The following is an 18,107-nucleotide window of genomic DNA, read 5'->3' as shown; positions in this document are numbered from 1 at the left end:
TAACCGAAATGGCGCTTTCATTTGAAAGCGCCATTTTTGTATGTACAACGACCGCGTATGGCCTTTCGAGGTAGTTCTTGTAGAGAAGCCTTTAAAATTATTGAGTAAAGGTAGGGTGCGATGGGTAGCTGGCCGTCCTATAGTTGGATAGGTACAGGCAATAGCTATGCGACTGATGCGCAAGAAGAGCGATGTGATTGATCTGGTTAGTCATCGAGCGGTGTCTAAACAGCAGCTTCTCGAACAATTGTTCAGGGAGCACGGCACCTCATTGCGGGCTTTTTTGACCAGTGTGATGGGTAGCAGTCACGAACTGGACGACATCATTCAAGAGATTTTCGCCAAATTAGCCAAAGAAGACGACCTTATAGCCCGATTGCCAACAGATCGAGGTAAGTGGTGCTCATACCTGTTTGCGATGGCAAATAACCTTGTAGTAGACCTGGCGCGTTATAAACAGGTTCGACAAAGGTTCTTGAAAAAAGAGCAGCACCAGTTAACGGAAGAGTCCGCCATAGAGCATGCTTCACCCGAAAGGCTTGCCCTCAATCGGGAGGAGCTGGAGCGGGTTAAGGATGTGATTCTCGGGCTGCGCCCCCGGTGGCGACAGGCCTTTATCCAAAACCGCTTTAAACATAAGAGTTATCGGCAAATTGCTGATGATATGGGTGTGTCGGTCAAGCAAGTAGAGAAATACATGAAACAGGCACTGATCAGAATACGTGAGTCCGCGGAATATGCTCAGGATGAGAGTGGAGAGAAAGGATCATGAAAACGCTCAAGCGACTAAAGGAAAAAATGAGTGCGGCCACTGATTTGGCAAAGCTTTACTCTGAAGAGCCTAGTGTCAGTCCATCTGAGAGTTGGCGGAATAAATCCAGTGAGTACCAGCAGCAATTTTTAACCTCAGTTGAGTTGATGGCTGATTTGGAGGCTCTTGCAGATGACCCTGAAATACTGGCCGCAGCAGGAGAGAATTCCGGAAAAGTAACCAGGCTGGAAAGAGCTGCTGAACGCTGGCCAGTGTGGGCTATGGCAGCTACGGTTATGTTAGCTGTTGCCGTGAGTTTTAATGTATGGATGCCAGTTGATGAAGGCGCTAAAGAGAATATAGAAGTACTCCGTTATGTCACCCGTGTTGGAGAGCAAAAGCAGGTAAATTTGACCGACGGCAGTGTTATTAACCTGAATACAGGTACGCAATTGTTGGTTGAGTTGTCTGGCAATCAGCGCAAAGTCACTCTGCAGCGGGGTGAGGCGTTCTTTGATGTGGCTAAAGATGCCAATAGACCCTTTGTAGTCGATTTGGGCGCCACGGCAGTGACGGCACTCGGCACTGCTTTTGATATCCGCAAAGAGCCGGATTCCTTTCGATTAGCGGTTCTGGATGGTGTTGTGGCGATTCATTCAAATACCGATACGGCAAAAGGCGATGAGCCTTTGCTGGACGTTTCGGCAGGCCAGGATAAAACTGCTTCGGCCAAAAGCGCTTATCGTGCGACGGCTGGAACTGTGGTGAATTACAGTCATGCCAAACAAAGGATGGTGGCGCACTATGATTCGAAAATCTCCCGATTCCAGCAGTGGCGTAGTGGCCAATTAAGGTTTGAAGATGTTCCTCTGTATCAGGTGGTTAAGGAGTTAAATCGATACAGCGGTAAGAAAATTCTGATCGAAGACGACAGAATTATGAATATGAAAATATTCGCTCTGGTCAATCTCAAGCAACTGGATAGTGCCCTTTTGGGGCTTGAAACCACAATGCCTATCAAGGTCACAAAGCACTTTGATCGCATAGTAATTGTCGGCACAGATAAGTAATTCACGTTCCGGTTAAAGGGAATATCAAAAGACAGTTAAAGTAGTTATTCAATAATTATTAGAAATATTTCCTCTTGAAGGTAGGGTGTTCTACTTAGGCAGCCGTCCACATGTTAAGCCACTAAATAACAATACTTGAGTGCGCTTAATGTGTTGACAGGATAATCCAGAGAGGTAGGTATGAATCAGAAGTTCAGATCATTTAAAAGAAACAGCTTGGCCGTGGGTATAACTGCTGCCTTGATGGTTGGGACAATAAGTGCACACGCTGCCGATGAATCGGTAAGTCTCGATATCAAAGAACAAAGTGCAGGAACAGCTTTGCTGGACCTGGGTGAAAAAGCCGGCGTACAGATTATGATTCCGCCGGAGCTGGGTAGAAATATTCAGGTATCCACAATCGTTGGTCAATTCACACTCAAAGAAGCTCTTGATCAAATGCTGAAAGGCACAGGGCTTACTTATGAATTCACTTCAGACAGTTTGGTAACTATCAAAGCGTCGGATGAGAAGGAGGAAGGCTCATCTGACGAAAAAGTAGTAGAAGAGTTAGTCGTAACCGGTAGCCGGGTAACCAGCAACCCTGCTGAAATGTCCGGTCAGGTTATCACTTACGACGCGGCAAGAATTCGTGCCAGCGGCGCGACAAATTTAGCTCAGTTTATGAGGCAAATCCCACAAAATTCAAATGGCGATACTGATTTTTTTGGGTCTACGTTTAACTCAGCGCCTAACTATGCAGGCGGATCTACTGCTAACTTGCGAGGTATTGGTAGTCAAGCGACTCTGGTTCTGGTTGACGGACATCGCATGGGACACGATGGTTTTGTGGGTGGTGTGACCGATATCAGCTCAATCCCTTTGTCTCGTGTTGAGCGCATTGAGGTGCTTCTGGATGGTGCTTCAGCAATTTATGGTGCTGATGCCGTAGGTGGTGTTATCAATATAATCACCAAAAAAGATTATCAGGGCGTTATTGCTAACATGGAGTATGAAGAGCCTTCTGCTGGTGGTTTCAACCAATGGAAGTTTGGCCTGGATGGCGCGTTTAGTTGGGATGGCGGTCGACTGGGCCTTGGTTTTGAGCGCTCCGAGCATTCTGGACTGTATTTAAGTGACAGAGATGACCTTGCTGGTAGAGAGCCTGATTCCAGTTCCCCTGATTGGCCGCTTGGTAATACACGCCCAGCACCTGGCGAGTTTCCCTCACTAGTAGGTGGTACAAGTGCTGTTACAGCGCCTCTTTTTTACACGGATGGAAGTGGAAACAATATCACGGTTTCAGACTGGACTGCTCTGGATCCAGCAGATCAAGCTGGATATGTAGGCGTTGATAGAGTCAATGCTCCACGTGACTGGGATGGGTCGCTCGATCAGTTAGAGCCGGCCTATGATGAAGACGGTAATCTGATTCTTAAGGACTTTAGTGCTTCTGGTGACGGCAGTACTGAATTTGGTCGATTGGCTATACCTGTTCGTGAATCCAATACTTTTACAGTCTCTCTGTCGCAGGACTTAACCGAAGATATCAGCTTCTTTGGTCAATTGATCTATGAAAATCGTGACACTAAAACCGGTGGACGGGTCCCGGTATTTGGCGGTGTCAAAGTCAGCGCAGACAACCCGTTTAACCAGCTGGGTACCGAGTACCGGTTTGGAAGAACGTTTCCAGAGTTTGGATCGCAGTTCGATTACGGCGATACAGATCGCTTGACCTTTAACTTCAATGTCGATGGCAAGCTGGGTGATTGGGACTGGACTGTCAGAGGTGCTCATAACCAAAGTGAGTTGGAAGGGGTTAGGGGGCGTAGACTCGATGGCGTAAAATTGAATTATGTAATGGATAATGACGGTGTAGGCACGGACGGTATTAAAAATGTCTTTCTCGGCCCTGATCGTCTTCCTCCCTTAGAAGATTGCACCCTGGTGCAAGTTTTCTCTTCAGGTACCCACAAGTGGGAATGTCCAGCGGTTGCAGATGACCCTGCCAACCTTGATATGAATAATTATCTGAAGCCCACGGAGTTTGCGTCCAGCTCAAATTATACGGACACATTTGGTGGTGTATTCAGCGGCGCTGCTTTTAGTCTGCCTGCTGGTGATGTAGTAGTTTCAGCCGGATTTGAATGGCAGAAAATCAAACTGGAAGCTGAATCTTCATTTGATCTCAGTGAAGGCAGCACTTCTCTGGTTGCTAGCAGCGCGTTTGAAAGTTCCATTTCTCGTGATCAGTATGCGTTCTTTATTGAAGGGTTGGTTCCTTTGATGGAGGAAGGGTCTGAATCTCTGGATGTTACTTTTTCTGGCCGCTACGATAGCTATGACAAACCGGAAGCTTCTCGTAATCTCTCGATTAGCGGTGAAGATCCCGGCTGGCTGGACGATTCCATTAACGAACTTAAAGACCCTGGAGCGGACTCTACTTGGGCTTTGGGCTTGATCTGGCAGTTAAATGATCATGCTCGGCTCCGTTTGAATAAAAGTACGTCTTTTGTAGCGCCTCAACTTAATCAATTGATTAGCTTAACGAGTCCGGCATCTCAAGCAGACTTTGGGGTTAATTTGCTATTTCCGCCAGAAGTAGGCTTTAGCAGCATTGGATTAAGCCAAAACCAAAGGTTTGCAATTACCGGTGGCAATCCACAGCTGGAATCAGAGCATGTGGATACGTTTACTGCGAGTCTTGAGTTAACGCCAGGGTTTGCCCCAGGATTAACATTTAATGCAGCATGGCATGAGACCAATTATAACGACAAAATTTATGCCTCAACCCCATCAGTAATTGTTGTTGGAGCGCCGTTGCCACCAAATGTTATCCGTGACTGGAATGGAGAAAACCCCTACGCAGGTAGCCGCTTTGAGACATATGGCACTTGGCTCCTGAATAGTACTTACACTATTGATGCACGAGCATTCAATGTTGCCTCACAAACTCATAGAGGTATGGATTATCGCCTGACTTATGAATTGCCTACCGATAACTGGGGTGAGTTTTTCTTCAACGTTAATGTGGCGCAGGTCTTCACAAATGAGCTGACTCTGTTTGAAGAGGATCCAAATGGTCCTGTAGATCTGGTTGGTGAGGTTAGCCTTGGGTCTCGCTTCTTTGCTGTGCCGGAATACAGCGGATCAGCACAAGTAACCTGGTCTTATCGAGGTCTGGATACTTCTTTAAACGTCACTGCTCGTAGTGATGTCGAGCGGTTTTCAACTTTTGGTTCAGGCACTGAGCAGCTTCGCTTTACTTCAGAGTACCCGACGCTGGCAAACTTGACATTCAGTTATGACTTCGATAGTGGCGACTTATTGCCCAGAATGGACTTTTTGTCTGGTGTAAAAGCAACATTTGGTATTCAAAATATTACCGATGACTTCACAAAGACTATCTACACTCAACGTAATAGTCTTGGTGAAATTTTGGTTCAAACCCCTTATGAAAGTAATGCACAGACAGCTTATGGTCAGGGTAGATTGTGGCGCCTGAGTCTCAGTAAGGAGTTTTAGTCTTTTAACTCTTGGAGGCAATTTTTTGCCTATTTGATGTGGTTTGGCCGCCCTTTTTTATGGGCGGTCTTTTTCCATAAGGTTCTATCGATAAGCTTTATTGATTTTTGTTAAGGAGAGGGAAAATGAGAAAATTTATCACAATATTGATGGCGGCAATGCTGTCTGTTAACTGTTTTGCTGACAAAAAAGGTGATCAATACGAAATTGATGTGAATGTTTCCAGTAATTATGACGAAGGCGAGTTGATACTTTGGGATAAACGGGCACCTTCAAAAGAAGAAGCTTCCGAATGGAAACAAGCTCGAAAGGAAAAAAACAAAAGATTAGGGCCAGTATCGCCATGGATGTCTTTGGTTGATAGGGCTCCGGTCGATAAAGGCCATGCAAAGCTTAAAGGGACTGTTGAAAAGGATGATATTCGCTTTGTTCGCTATATTGTTCACGAAGGGAAAAAGGATGGCGTCTTTACCGGTAAACTTGGAGGCGAGATAGGATTTATTTTGGAGCCTGGAAATATTAAGGTGACCCAAAAAGGCTGGGAAGTTGAAGTTTCCGGCGGGCACTATAATGAAATAGTTCTAGGCTATGCAAAGACCGATGAATTTATTGCGGCGAGGCAGGCTTCCACTCTGGCTTTTAATAAAGGCGCTAATAAAGAACTGTCATTGGAAGAAAAAGATGCTTTCAATAAAGAGGGTGCCCGTCATCGAGATTTGGCCGGCACTATTGAGAGAGAGCATCTCAAAGACGTGGCGATGAACAGTCGAGATCCTTATGCACGTAAACTGGCTTTGTTGCGTGTGAGAGATCAAAATATTGAATGGCAATTGGCAGTATCTAAAGAGCTGCTCAATGAATCGGGTGTTTCTGATTGGGCGAAGGAGTATATTGCTCAACTGGAATTTCGCCTGAAAGTGATGAAAAACAGCAACGGTGGCCAAAACGGATTTATGGGGAAAAAGATCCCCGAGATCAGCCAGAAAGATATGGATAGAAATCTGGTACCTCTAAAAGATGTCCTCAGTGATGCAAAGTATGTATTGGTTGATTTTTGGGCATCCTGGTGTGGGCCTTGTCGGGCTGAATCACCATACATTAAGCAGGCTTACGATAAGTATCATCAACACGGCTTTGAAATTTACGCATTCAGTCTGGATGAAGATGCGGATGAATGGGCTGAAGCGGTGGAAGAAGATGAGGCTAATTGGATTCATGTCAGTGACCTGAAGGGTTGGAAAAGTCCGGTAGTGGGTACTTTTCAGGTGCGCGGTGTACCCTCCAATTTTCTGGTAGAAGCGAAGACCGGGAAGGTTATTGGCGTAAATATGCGTGGTCTGGATGTTGAGAAGAAAGTAGAGGAGCTTCTCGGTAAATAATTTTAAATGACCACAGCAATTAAACATCAGTGTAGATAGGTGACTTCAATGATTTTTCGCAAAAATTTATTGGCCATTTTGATAATGGCGGTGTCGCCATTTGCATTTGGTGGTGATCAAGCGGCTGTGACGTCTTCTGCAAAAATGGACTTGAACTTCGCCCATGGTGAAAAAGGCTCTGTTCACAAACCAGGCTTCAGCCCCAAAGCTGGAGCCATCTCTCTCACCAAAGGAGTGCGGGCAGAAGAGTTGCAAGGTCGATTTAAACTCGAGGGTGAAGATGGTCCCGGTCGTGCGCTGAAACTATGGCGCAGTCAGCCAGAGGGCATGTTTGATCGTTTGGCGATTGATGCCGATGGTGATGGCTCGGCCGAGAATGATCCGGTAATTAAGGCGAAGTTAAGAGAGATACGCAATAAAACCTGGTCTATGTTCGCCGGGCAAGTAACCGTTGCATATCAGAACGAGGCTCAAGCTGCAGATCAAGTTATTAACCTTTCGTATTGGATTGCAGTAAAGTCGCAGGAGGAAGTGCCTGAATCACTGCGTTATGCCAATAACAGCTTTATGATTAGCCCGGTAGAGATCGCGGAAGAAGAATATGTGGTTGTTCTTTCTGACGGTAATAACGATGGGCGCTATGAAGCGGGAGATAAATGGGGCATTCGTGCAGCCAATGAAACCTCCCGCTTTACGACACCTCGTGAAGTGGGTGATTTTTATTGGCTCAACGGTCAAGCCTATAAGCTGTCGTTGGAAGGTGCTTCGGGAAGATTGGGCTGGCTGGAAATGTTTGACCCTGGAATAACCGAAGAAGAAGATCGTTTGAGCAGGGACAGGCACTATAAAGACAAAATTGCCAAACGGGCCAGCTCACCTCTTGCTTTCCGACACGACATTCAGGCGGCGATTAAAGAGGCTCAACAAGCGGGGAAAGCCTATTTTCTGGACTTTGAAACCAGTTGGTGCGGCCCATGCAAGCAGATGGATAGCATGGTGTATACCGCACAATTGGTAGTAGATGCTGCGAAAGAAATTATCTGCATTAAAGCTGATGGCGATGAGGAAGAAGCGCTGGTGGCAGAACTTAATGTAACAAGTTACCCAACAGGCATACTCTTTTCTCCAGATGGAAAAGAAATAAAGCGGTTTAATGGTTATCGGGGTGTTCAAGAAATGACTGAATTTTTTCGTATCGAATCCAGAGAAGGTGAATAAACTTTATTAAAAAACTGTTTAGCAACTACCTCCCAGCCCTTATCACTCAATAAGGGCTGGTTTTAGTTTTTTTAGGGTAGGGCTTATTTATCGACGTGCTTGCCACCATCCCATCCGCCAGATGACAATACCCGCTCCCCCATCGCCTTGGGTGACTCTTCCAGATCGGTTGCCATTGAATCGTTCCAACGATTCAGGAAGCCGTAAAGACTGATGGCGCCAAGAATGTGCACGATCTGCTTTTCGCTCCAGTGCTCTTTCATGCGATCCATTAGTGCCTGGTCGACATTATTTGGAACAGAGCCAGCTGCCAGAGCAAAATCAAGGGCAACACGTTCGGCTTCGCTATAGAGGTCACTGGTCTGGTAGTCCCACAGCGCGTCAATTTTTTCCTGGGGAATACCGTGAATTTTGGCGGCTACCAGTGAGTGGGCTTCACAGTACTGACAGCCCGCAGCGCGACTGCAAAAGTGTGCCAGCATACGCATAAAGCCAAGGTCAACACCGCCTTCCGGATTCATTACTGCCTTGGTCAATACACCAAATCCTTTCACCATATCCGGGCTGCGCTGCATGGTTAGCAGGCTGTTAGGAACGAAGCCCAGAATTTCGACAAAAATCTGAAAGTCGTCAGCCAGTTCCGGATGGGTTTCGGCGGGCAGGGGTTGCATGTGAGCCATGTGGTTCTCCAGTCGGTGTTTAATAATTGACTGAGTATCCGGCAGGCTGGTTATGGACGGAAGGGTGTTTGTAAGGAAAAGGTGTAAGAAGAAGTTTACATGGTTTGAGATCTTTCGCTCCGCTCAAGATGACAGGTGGCTGAATATTGTCATCCTGAGCACAGCGAAGGATCCCGGTAGCCCGTATGAAGCGATAGCGTAATGCGGGGTTTGGTGGGAACTATCCTGCATTACGCTATCGCTTCATGCAGGCTACGATTATTCCGTAATGCCATGATTTTCAATAATCTACCGGGTAGATCCCATCATGATTGATAAAACATAATGTGAGTAGAATGAAAAATGAAATATTGGGGGAGAAAGCACCTGCCATGATTAATGACCCAGATGGGTGACTCTTATGTCACCCATCTTTTTTATGTTATTTCCAATAAGGCTATTCTACCAACCTGTATCAAGTTCATTTCCGGAAAGTTAACTCCCGCCCAACAGGCTCGCATTCACAAGTTAATTCAGCGCTCACGAAGTGCTTCTAAGCTCTCTAAGTAAAAGTTTGAATCTTTAAGGATGCCAGTAGGGTATTTGTGATCATCGTGCGTGTACTGAAGAAGGTTACAGCTTTTAAATTGTATATAGGATCGTAGGTTGAGGCGGTGTTACCGCCTATTGCGAGCGGATTGATTTTTTTAGTGGGAGGAAAGGTTATGTTCAAGCTATGCAGGTTGTTATTGATTCTTATGCTTGGTGCTTTCTCAGAAATGAGTATGGCGTCTGGCGGTTTTGTACTTTCTGGTGAGGTCAAAGAGATTCCGGATCAGTTAATCTCGGTTACTTTGGAAACACTCCCGGGGATGCCCAAAAAGACCTATTCGGGAAGCATTATCGATGGAAAATTTGAAATCAAGGGAGAAATTGCTAACCCGCCCTCCAAGGCCAGCTTGCACTTTGAAAAAGGGAAATACTTCGGGTTTGATTCGCTGTACCTGAGCAATACTGAGATGAATTTGTCGGTATCGCTGGATAAGTCGATGAATGGGTTTAGTGTTTTGGTCACGGAGTTAAGCGGCTCACCTGCCCACGATAAATACCTGAAGTGTAGTGGTCAACTCTTTCCGGACAGTAAATTAAGTTTTTCCTCTGCCATTACAGGCGGGATACCTCCGTTGTATTGGTGAGGCCTTTGGCAGTTGTAGTAGCTCATCAAGTAGTAGCTAATATCCCGCTTGGCTTCACCAAAAGATCGGTATCCTGTTGCCGGAATCCATTCCGACTTCAAGCTTCGAAACAGCCTCTCCATAGGTGCATTATCCCAACAATTGCCTCGCCGACTCATGCTTTGTTCTATGCGATAGCGCCATAGCCGTTGACGGAATAAGCGGCTGGCATACTGGCTCCCTTGGTCTGAGTGGAACATGAGACCTTTAGGGTGGCCTCGCTGCTGGTAGGCCTTCTCTAACGCATCAACAACCAACTCAGCGTTAGGCTGTGAACCCAAACTCCAGCCCACAACTCGCCGACGGTACAAATCAATCACAGCCGCGAGGTAGTGCCAGCGACCTCCTGCCCAAATATAGGTGATGTCACCACACCAAACTGTATTGGGTGCTGGAACATCAAATTCTCGATTAAGTTGATTCGGAATATCAACTCGTTCAACCGTTGCCTGCTTGTAAGCGTGAGGACCAGGCTGTTTGCATACCAAGCCTGACTCACGCATCAAGCGCCTCACTTTAAAGCGGCCAATTATCACGCCGCTTTCCCGCATCATATCTGTGATAGTACGACTGCCAGCAGCACTGCGGCTCTGTGCAAACAACTGACACACTTGGCTTCGCAGTTGCAGTCGTTCAACGTCAATTATTGAACGGCGTTGCCGATGATCGTAATAACTGGAGCGCGACACTCCAAATGCCTGGCAGACCACCTCGACAGGCTCATGCTCACTTAACTGGTCTATCAGCGCGTACGATTGATCTCGTCGGACATTAAGAGAGCGGTAGCCTTTTTTAAAATCGACTTTTCCTGTTCCAGGCGCTTCACTTGTGCTTCGAGTTCTTGAATGCGCTGTTGTTCCGGCGTCATCGCCTTGCTGGCTGGAGTAATGCCACCACGCTCTTGTTGAAGCTGCTTTACCCATCGGCGCAATGCTGACTGGCCTACATCCAGTGAACGGCTGGCCTCAGGGATGGAGTAACCTTGATCCAGCACCAAGCTGGCTGATTCCCGCTTGAACTCTGTTGAAAATGATCGACGTTGTTGGCTCATTGAACACCTCTCTGTGGGGCGTGATATTACCACCCAAGTTGGTGTCCGGTTTTATTAGACCACTACAGTGTTATGTACCTCGATATTAAAAAGGTCTTTGATTTCTAACAGTTTTTTATCTTTCAGGGGCGGCTCGCCGCCCCTTTTCTTGCTTTTTCAATTATTCCGCTTGCCCGTAGGGTGTTCAGAAGGGTGCTGCGTGTATCAATAGTGAGACATGAATATCTCACCACTTTTAATGGAGAGGAGAATATGAAATTGAAATCAGTATTTTTTAAGTCGTTGCTTGTGGCATCGGCTTTTTGCGGCCTGACAACTGCCTGTGCCGATGATCACTTTAGTATTGAGGGGGTTATTAAAAAAGAAATACGGGACCAGGAAATATATCTGGATTTTGAGAAGCTTGATATCAATACCCCAGAGAAACGTATTAAGTCTAAGTTGGTTGATGGGAAATTTCATTTTGAGGGTGAAATAGTCAACCCTCCGGCACGTGCTCAAATTGTATTTGAAGATAAAAAAATTCTTTATACAGGATGGATTTACGCAGAAAATTCGGACATTGACCTGGTGTTGGCTGAGCTGGACAGTAGCAAAGCCAGAACTATTAAAAACAAAAGAGGGAAAACAGTTCTTACAGTAGAGTCTGTAGAGGGGTCTGGTGTCCACGATAAGTACAAAGCTTTGACGGAGGATCTGTGGGTTCGCTTTGATGAAGAGTATGAAGGTCTGATGGGGCAAGTTTCAGCTCTGAATATTGATTTTACAAAGCCAATGAATTCCATGGATCCAGAGTCTCTTAAAAAATTCCAGGAACTTAGCAAAAAAATGGGACCCATTGGGAAGGATAGAAGTGAATATCTAAAAAATAAATTAAATGACCCCAAGACAGATGATTTAACAAAGCTCTTTATTCTTCACGATAATCGTATGGCTGGAGGATACGGCTCGGTTTTCGAGAGTGAAGAGCAGCAAAAGTCGATTTTAGATGGTCTCGACCAAAACCTTAGGGATTCACAGGCAGCCAAATCCTTTGCCGCTTACATGGATAAAAACGCATTAAAGGAAAAGTTGGCAATGGAAGTTGAAGCTGGAAATAAATTTAAAAACTTCACGCAGCCGGATGTAAACAATGAACCAGTTACAGTCAGTGAATTGTTGAGTCCGGGGCGTTATCTGTTGGTTGATTTTTGGGCATCCTGGTGTATTCCTTGTCGTGCTGAAAATCCCCATATCCTCAAGGAGTACAAAAAATATCACAGCGAATATTTGGATGTGTTAGCTGTATCTCTTGATGATGATAAGGATGAGTGGGTCAATGCTATCGAAGAGGATGGGATGCCGTGGCTTCATGTTTCTGACCTTAAGGGACGAGATAATGATGCTGCACTTCTTTATGGTGTAAGCGGAATACCGATGAACTTTCTTCTGAATGATAAGGGTGAAATTGTTGCCAGTAACCTTCGGGGAGACGAGCTTCACAAAGCTCTTGAGAAAGTTATTGGAAAGTAATTGTGAGTTAAAAGATATTTGATTTTCCCGCTCCAATAGTAAATTGGGCTTTGCCGTGGCGCTTATTTATAAGCGCCTTTTTTTACCTGTAAATATTGGCAGCTTCTTATAAGAGGTTTGGTGGAGCGGGTGATTTAGTAGGGGTGAGGACGTAAATGTGGTATTTGCAAGAGATTGAGATCCTTCGCTGCGCTCAGGATGACAAGATCTGGGTGTTGTCATCCTGAGCGTAGCGAAGGATCTCTAAATTAGAACTTCTATGGGTAGTCTGTATGAGCGATAGTGTAACGCAGGATATGGTGGACACTGTCCCGCATTACGCATTCGCTTCATGCGGGCTACTATTGTTCGGTAAGGCCCAGATTTTCGATAATCTGCCGGGTCGGTTCCACCTGATTCATGGTGTAAAAGTGGAAGCCCGGTACGCCACCATCAATCAGTTGTTCACACAAGCTGGTGACCACATCCAAACCAAAGGCCTTGATCGCCTCTTTGTCTTCCCCACAACTTTCCAGGCCCTTTCGAATCCAGCGTGGGATATCGGCGCCACAGGCATCAGAGAAGCGCGCCAGATTGTGGTAGTTGGTGATCGGCATAATACCGGGATAAATCGGTTGATTAATGCCGGCTTTATCACACTCTTCTGCAAAATAAAAATAGGCGTCAGCGTGGTAAAAGTACTGGGTAATACCGTAGTTTGCGCCTGCATCGAATTTGCGCTTCAGAAATTCGATGTCTTGATGATAGCTGGGCGCTTGCGGGTGAATTTCCGGATAACAGGCAACGGCAATATTAAAGTGATCGCCAAAGTGCTCGCGAGTAAATGCCACCAACTGCTCTGCATAGATCGGTTTGGGAGCACCCATGCCAGAAGGCAGGTCACCACGCAGTGCGACCAGGCGATTAACGCCGGCATCTTTGTAATCGCTCAACAGCTGCTGAATGGTTTCTTCGCTGTCGCTGCCAAAAGAGAGGTGCGGGGCGATATCGTAGCCCTCGCCTTTCATTTCCAGTACTACACCTTTGGTGTTATCGCGGGTGGAGCCGCCGGCACCGTAAGTGCAGGAAAAGTATTCCGGGCCGAGTTTGTTTAATTCGGCGCGAACGTTTTTTAACTTTTCCCGGCCTTCGTCAGTGCGAGGGGGGAAGAATTCGAAGCTGATATTGATATTGTCAGTGGTCATTGGTCAGTCCGTAGGGGTCTTAACGACCGCAGTTATTTAATAGTTGGACTGGCCGCACATCGCACGTCTGACGTCGCACGCTAAACCCTCTGTGCTGTCATTCTGAACGAAGTGAAGAATCTCTTTTCTGCTTCGAAGTGGGAGATCCTTCGCTTCGCTCAGGATGACAAACAAGGTGCTTGGTTTTAGCGTGCGACGTGCGACGTGCGACGCGCGACCCTTCAATTAATAGCGATAACTTTCCGGCTTGTACGGCCCTTCAACTGGCACGTGAATATAGCTGGCCTGTTTTTCTGTCAGTTTGGTGATCACACCACCAAAACCGCGCACCATGTGAGCTGCTACTTCTTCGTCGAGTTTCTTCGGCAATACTTCCACTTTCAGCAGCTCAGCTTTACGGGTATCGTCCTGATCGGCGAATTTCAGTTCCCACAGGTACATTTGTGCCAATACCTGGTTGGCGAAAGAACCATCCATAATGCGCGACGGGTGACCGGTGGCGTTGCCCAGGTTTACCAGGCGGCCTTCAGAGAGCAGGATCAGGTGATCGTTGTTGGCCCGGTCACGGTAAATTTTGTGTACCTGCGGTTTTACTTCTTCCCACTCGTAATTTTTACGCAGGAAGGCGGTATCAATTTCATTGTCGAAGTGACCGATATTGGAAACCACACAGCCGCTTTTCAGGCTGGCCAGCATATTGGCATCACAGACGTTAACGTTACCGGTGGTGGTTACCACCAGATCGGTATTGCCCAGCAGCTCTTTGTTAATGCAGTCGCGTTCGCCGGTATTGATGCCGTCGATGTAAGGAGAAACTACTTCGTAGCCATCCATACATGCCTGCATGGCACAGATCGGGTCGATCTCCGCCACTTTTACGATCATGCCTTCCTGGCGCAGGGATTGGGCAGAGCCTTTACCCACATCGCCGTAACCGATTACCAGGGCTTTTTTACCGGACAGCAGGTGGTCGGTACCGCGCTTGATGGCATCGTTGAGGCTGTGACGACAGCCATACTTGTTGTCGTTTTTGGACTTGGTTACAGAGTCGTTCACGTTGATAGCTGGTACTTTCAGTTCGCCGTTTTCCAGCATTTCGTACAGGCGGTGTACCCCGGTGGTGGTTTCTTCGGTGATGCCGTGAACGTTCTCCAGTACTTGCGGGTATTTTTCGTGCAGCATAGCAGTCAGGTCGCCGCCATCATCCAGCACCATGTTGGCATCCCAAGGCTGGCCGTCTTTCAGGATCTGTTGCTCCAGGCACCATTCGTACTCTTCCTCGGTCTCACCTTTCCAGGCGAATACCGGTGTACCACTGGCAGCGATTGCGGCGGCAGCGTGATCCTGGGTGGAGAAAATGTTGCACGAGGTCCAGCGCACTTCGGCGCCCAGTGCTTCCAGGGTCTGGATCAGTACAGCGGTCTGAATGGTCATGTGAATACAGCCGAGGATTTTTGCGCCTTTCAGCGGTTGCTCGGCAGCGTATTTTTCACGAAGAGCCATCAGGGCTGGCATTTCGGTTTCTGCGATGGCGATTTCTTTGTTGCCCCAGTCGGCCAGGTTGATATCTGCGACTTTGTAATCGGTGTTGCTCATAGCTCGGTGTCCTTTTCTCGAGGTCGCACGTCGCACGTCTGACGTCGCACGCTAAAAGCGGAGCGTGCTGCAGATTAGGCGACACTGCGATCCTGCAGTTTGTTTATCAAGTTGCTTAGCATGGCGAAGACGTGTTCTATTTTGTCTTCGAGATCGGCCTGTGGTTGTAAAAAGCCGAGTTGTATCGCTAATAAAACCTGAGTTTCTAATTCGTTCAGTGAGCCTCTGGCAATTATGAGGAAGCAGACGAAATCTCTGTCACTACCTCGACCTGCGCCTTCCGCAATGTTTGAAGCGATACTTACGCTCGCTCTACGCATTTGCGAGATCAGCCCGAATTTCTCTTCGTCAGGAAACCGTTGAGTGCTTTTGTACACACTCAATGCCAATTCCATAGCCTGTTTCCAAACAACTAACTTCTGGTATTTCTTCATACTTTCAGTTCCTCCCTGAACTGATGGTTTTAGCGTGCGACGTGCGACGTGCGACGTGCGACCAAAATCACTTACAACGCGGCCCTCAAAATCTCAGCCTTGTCCGTCTTCTCCCACGTGAAGTCCGCATCCTCCCGTCCAAAATGCCCATAGGCAGCAGTTTTACGATAGATCGGGCGCTTCAGGTCGAGCATTTCGACGATGCCTTTCGGGCGCAGGTCGAAGTGATCGCGTACCAGTGCTTCGATATTCTCTTCCGGAATCTTGCCGGTACCGAAAGTGTTCACGCTGATCGAGGTCGGTTCGGCAACGCCGATGGCGTAGGAAACCTGGATTTCACAGCGCTCGGCGAGGCCTGCAGCGACGATATTTTTGGCTACATAGCGACCGGCGTAAGCGGCAGAGCGGTCCACTTTGGACGGGTCTTTACCGGAGAACGCACCACCGCCGTGGCGCGCCATACCGCCGTAAGTGTCGACGATGATCTTGCGACCGGTCAGGCCGCAGTCACCTACCGGGCCACCGATAATGAACTGGCCGGTCGGGTTGATGTGGAACTTGGTGGCGGCGTGCAGCAGCTCGGCCGGAATCACATGCTTAATAATCTCTTCCATTACCGCTTCGCGAATATCGGACTGGGAGACTTCCGGGTTGTGTTGGGTTGACAGCACAACGGCGTCCACGGCACAGGGGTGGCCGTTCTCGTCGTAACGCATGGTTACCTGGCTCTTGGCATCCGGGCGCAACCAAGGGAGTACCTTGTGGTGGCGCAGATAGGCCTGACGCTCTACCAGACGGTGCGAGAAGTGAACCGGAGCTGGCATAAACACGTCGGTTTCGTTGGTTGCATAACCAAACATCAGCCCCTGGTCGCCGGCGCCCTGGTCCTTATCGTCAGCTTCGTCTACACCCATGGCAATGTCGCTGGACTGCTTACCAATGGCGTTCAGAACCGCACAGCTGGCACCGTCAAAACCGACATCGCTGCTGTTGTAACCGATATCCAGAATCACATTGCGAACGATGTCTTCCAGATCCACATAAGTGGATGTGCGAACTTCACCGGCGATCACTGCCATACCGGTTTTCACCATGGTTTCAACAGCGACGCGGGATTCCGGGTCGTCTTGCAGCATGGCGTCGAGAATGGCGTCGGAAATCTGGTCCGCCATTTTGTCGGGATGGCCTTCGGATACGGATTCCGAAGTAAATACGGTGTACTTGGTCATTTTATTGCCTCTGCACCTTTGTGGTTATCGGGTGGCCGGTGCTGGTTTGATGCACCGCGCCGTTGTTCTTGAGGTCGCACGTCGCACGTCTGACGCCGCACGCTAAAATCCTCAGGTTCATAAACTGCGCTTTGTTTCCTGCAAGTTGGGTCGTTCTTGCTGATTGCGTGATACTTGCAGTTGGCAGCGAACAAGCGTGCGACGTCAGACGTGCGACGTGCGACCATCCTTCACAAAATGCCTCAACTGCACTCTGAATCCATTTCGCAATGCGAGGTACTGACTCTGTCCCTCGCTCAAGCCGGCTTCCAATGCCCACTCGGTTAAATCTTCTGGCTCAAAGCCAAGCCACTGGTCGCCGCAAGCTTCTTTGGCCCAGCCCTGGTCGTGGCGACACAGGTCGGTAACCAGCAGTGTGCCGCCAGGGTTCAGCAGGCCACCCAAATCAGCAAACACGTCTGCCGGTGAGGGGGTGTGGTGCAGCACCATATTGATGGTGATGCAATCGGCGCTAATGCCCTCGTTCAGTGCTTCCCTGGTATCACCGTGGAAAAACTGGATGTTTGTGAGCGCTTGCTTACTCGATAGCTCTTGGCAGTTGGCAAGCATTTCGCTGGAGAGTTCCAGTGCAGTTACATTCTTGAAACGTTTGCTCAAGGCTGGCAGTAGTTCACCTTCACCAGGGCCAACTTCCAGCACGTTATCGGCAGATGCCGGCACGATACTGTCCAAAAAGCCACAAATGGCTTCGCCATAATCGTTGTGGCTGGCAATCAGGTCCTGATACTCATGAAAGCGCTTGGCATTGCGCTCAAAAAAATCTCGTGCTGCTTCGGTGCGCTCCGTCTGTACGGCATCAATTCCCGACTGCAGTTCCGGTCGCAATGCGAGTTTGTCGATCCGGCCAAACAATTCATCCAGCAGGGTTGCCTGTGGGCCTGTGGCCGAGGCGCGTCGATAAAAAATCGTATTGGCTTCCTTGCGGGTGGTTACCAGTCCGGCTTTGGCCAGGACCTTTAATTGGTAACTCAGTGCCGATTGCCGCAGATCCAGAATCTGGCACAGCTCCAGAACGCCATAAGAGTCGCGTTGCAGGATTCGCAGAATCTCCAGGCGCAATGGATCGCCAGCGGCTTTTAAAAGGCTGGCAAGATCACTGGTGGCAAGTTGGGGATCCTGATTCATGGGCGGCATATTAACAGAGCATAAAACCTATATCAAAAAAATTTGATATAGGTCGACTTTGTCGTCCTGAGGAGCTAAGCGACGAAGGATCTCGGGCCTT

Annotated in this window: 14 protein-coding genes; 7 read left to right on the top strand and 7 right to left on the bottom strand. The window is 48.0% G+C overall.

The features are described from left to right. The first annotated feature begins 166 nt into the window (after nucleotides 1-166). From QP938_13005 to QP938_12985, 5 genes are all read left to right on the top strand, one after another. Nucleotides 167-772: a sigma-70 family RNA polymerase sigma factor gene (locus QP938_13005; GenBank protein WIO74201.1), complete on the top strand. Its 606-nt coding sequence runs from the start codon at nucleotides 167-169 to the stop codon at nucleotides 770-772. After that, nucleotides 769-1,821 carry a FecR domain-containing protein gene (locus tag QP938_13000; GenBank protein WIO74200.1) on the top strand — a complete coding sequence of 351 codons (1,053 nt, stop codon included), beginning with the start codon at nucleotides 769-771 and terminating at the stop codon, nucleotides 1,819-1,821. The genes QP938_13005 and QP938_13000 overlap by 4 nt, the downstream gene beginning before the upstream one ends. Before the next feature lie 180 nt (nucleotides 1,822-2,001). Next, complete coding sequence (locus QP938_12995) at nucleotides 2,002-5,325, top strand: TonB-dependent receptor (GenBank protein WIO74199.1); 3,324 nt, start codon at nucleotides 2,002-2,004, stop codon at nucleotides 5,323-5,325. Between the two features lie 125 nt (nucleotides 5,326-5,450). Next, nucleotides 5,451-6,704 (top strand): TlpA disulfide reductase family protein, encoded by a 1,254-nt coding sequence (locus QP938_12990; GenBank protein WIO74198.1) that lies wholly within the window; start codon nucleotides 5,451-5,453, stop codon nucleotides 6,702-6,704. A 48-nt stretch (nucleotides 6,705-6,752) separates the two neighbouring features. Next, nucleotides 6,753-7,922: a thioredoxin family protein gene (locus QP938_12985; GenBank protein ID WIO74197.1), complete on the top strand. Its 1,170-nt coding sequence runs from the start codon at nucleotides 6,753-6,755 to the stop codon at nucleotides 7,920-7,922. Between the two features lie 83 nt (nucleotides 7,923-8,005). Here the strand turns inward: QP938_12985 and QP938_12980 are convergent, their stop codons facing one another. Next, nucleotides 8,006-8,602: a carboxymuconolactone decarboxylase family protein gene (locus QP938_12980; protein ID WIO74196.1), complete on the bottom strand. Its 597-nt coding sequence runs from the start codon at nucleotides 8,600-8,602 to the stop codon at nucleotides 8,006-8,008. 653 nt (nucleotides 8,603-9,255) lie between these two features. Between QP938_12980 and QP938_12975 the strand changes: the two genes are divergently transcribed. Then, complete coding sequence (locus tag QP938_12975) at nucleotides 9,256-9,777, top strand: DUF4369 domain-containing protein (protein WIO74195.1); 522 nt, start codon at nucleotides 9,256-9,258, stop codon at nucleotides 9,775-9,777. Here QP938_12975 and QP938_12970 read toward each other — a convergent pair. Next, nucleotides 9,705-10,867 (bottom strand): IS3 family transposase gene (locus QP938_12970; GenBank protein WIO74194.1). Its coding sequence is split into 2 segments (ribosomal slippage): nucleotides 9,705-10,612 and nucleotides 10,612-10,867, totalling 1,164 coding nucleotides; the frame shifts between segments, so codons are not numbered across the junction. The genes QP938_12975 and QP938_12970 overlap by 73 nt on opposite strands. Before the next feature lie 252 nt (nucleotides 10,868-11,119). Here QP938_12970 and QP938_12965 point away from each other — a divergent pair. Beyond that, on the top strand, nucleotides 11,120-12,379 hold the full coding sequence (locus tag QP938_12965) for a TlpA disulfide reductase family protein (GenBank protein ID WIO74193.1): 1,260 nt from the start codon (nucleotides 11,120-11,122) through the stop codon (nucleotides 12,377-12,379). A 341-nt stretch (nucleotides 12,380-12,720) separates the two neighbouring features. Here the strand turns inward: QP938_12965 and metF are convergent, their stop codons facing one another. The 5 genes from metF to QP938_12940 all read right to left on the bottom strand — a co-directional run bounded on the left by metF (nucleotide 12,721) and on the right by QP938_12940 (nucleotide 18,007). Next, nucleotides 12,721-13,563 carry a methylenetetrahydrofolate reductase [NAD(P)H] gene (metF, locus tag QP938_12960; protein WIO74192.1) on the bottom strand — a complete coding sequence of 281 codons (843 nt, stop codon included), beginning with the start codon at nucleotides 13,561-13,563 and terminating at the stop codon, nucleotides 12,721-12,723. 225 nt (nucleotides 13,564-13,788) lie between these two features. Next, nucleotides 13,789-15,159: an adenosylhomocysteinase gene (gene ahcY / locus QP938_12955; protein WIO74191.1), complete on the bottom strand. Its 1,371-nt coding sequence runs from the start codon at nucleotides 15,157-15,159 to the stop codon at nucleotides 13,789-13,791. A gap of 74 nt (nucleotides 15,160-15,233) precedes the next feature. Continuing rightward, a complete protein-coding gene (locus QP938_12950; GenBank protein WIO74190.1) occupies nucleotides 15,234-15,593 on the bottom strand; it encodes a four helix bundle protein in 360 nt (119 codons plus the stop codon). Between the two features lie 71 nt (nucleotides 15,594-15,664). Beyond that, nucleotides 15,665-16,822: a methionine adenosyltransferase gene (metK, locus tag QP938_12945; protein ID WIO74189.1), complete on the bottom strand. Its 1,158-nt coding sequence runs from the start codon at nucleotides 16,820-16,822 to the stop codon at nucleotides 15,665-15,667. Nucleotides 16,823-17,026: 204 nt separating this feature from the next. Then, on the bottom strand, nucleotides 17,027-18,007 hold the full coding sequence (locus tag QP938_12940) for a metalloregulator ArsR/SmtB family transcription factor (protein WIO74188.1): 981 nt from the start codon (nucleotides 18,005-18,007) through the stop codon (nucleotides 17,027-17,029). Between the last annotated feature and the right edge of the window lie 100 nt (nucleotides 18,008-18,107).

The organism is Porticoccaceae bacterium LTM1, from assembly GCA_030252795.1.
Classification (GTDB): domain Bacteria; phylum Pseudomonadota; class Gammaproteobacteria; order Pseudomonadales; family Porticoccaceae; genus SCSIO-12696.
This window is presented reverse-complemented; position numbering and strand designations above follow the sequence as displayed.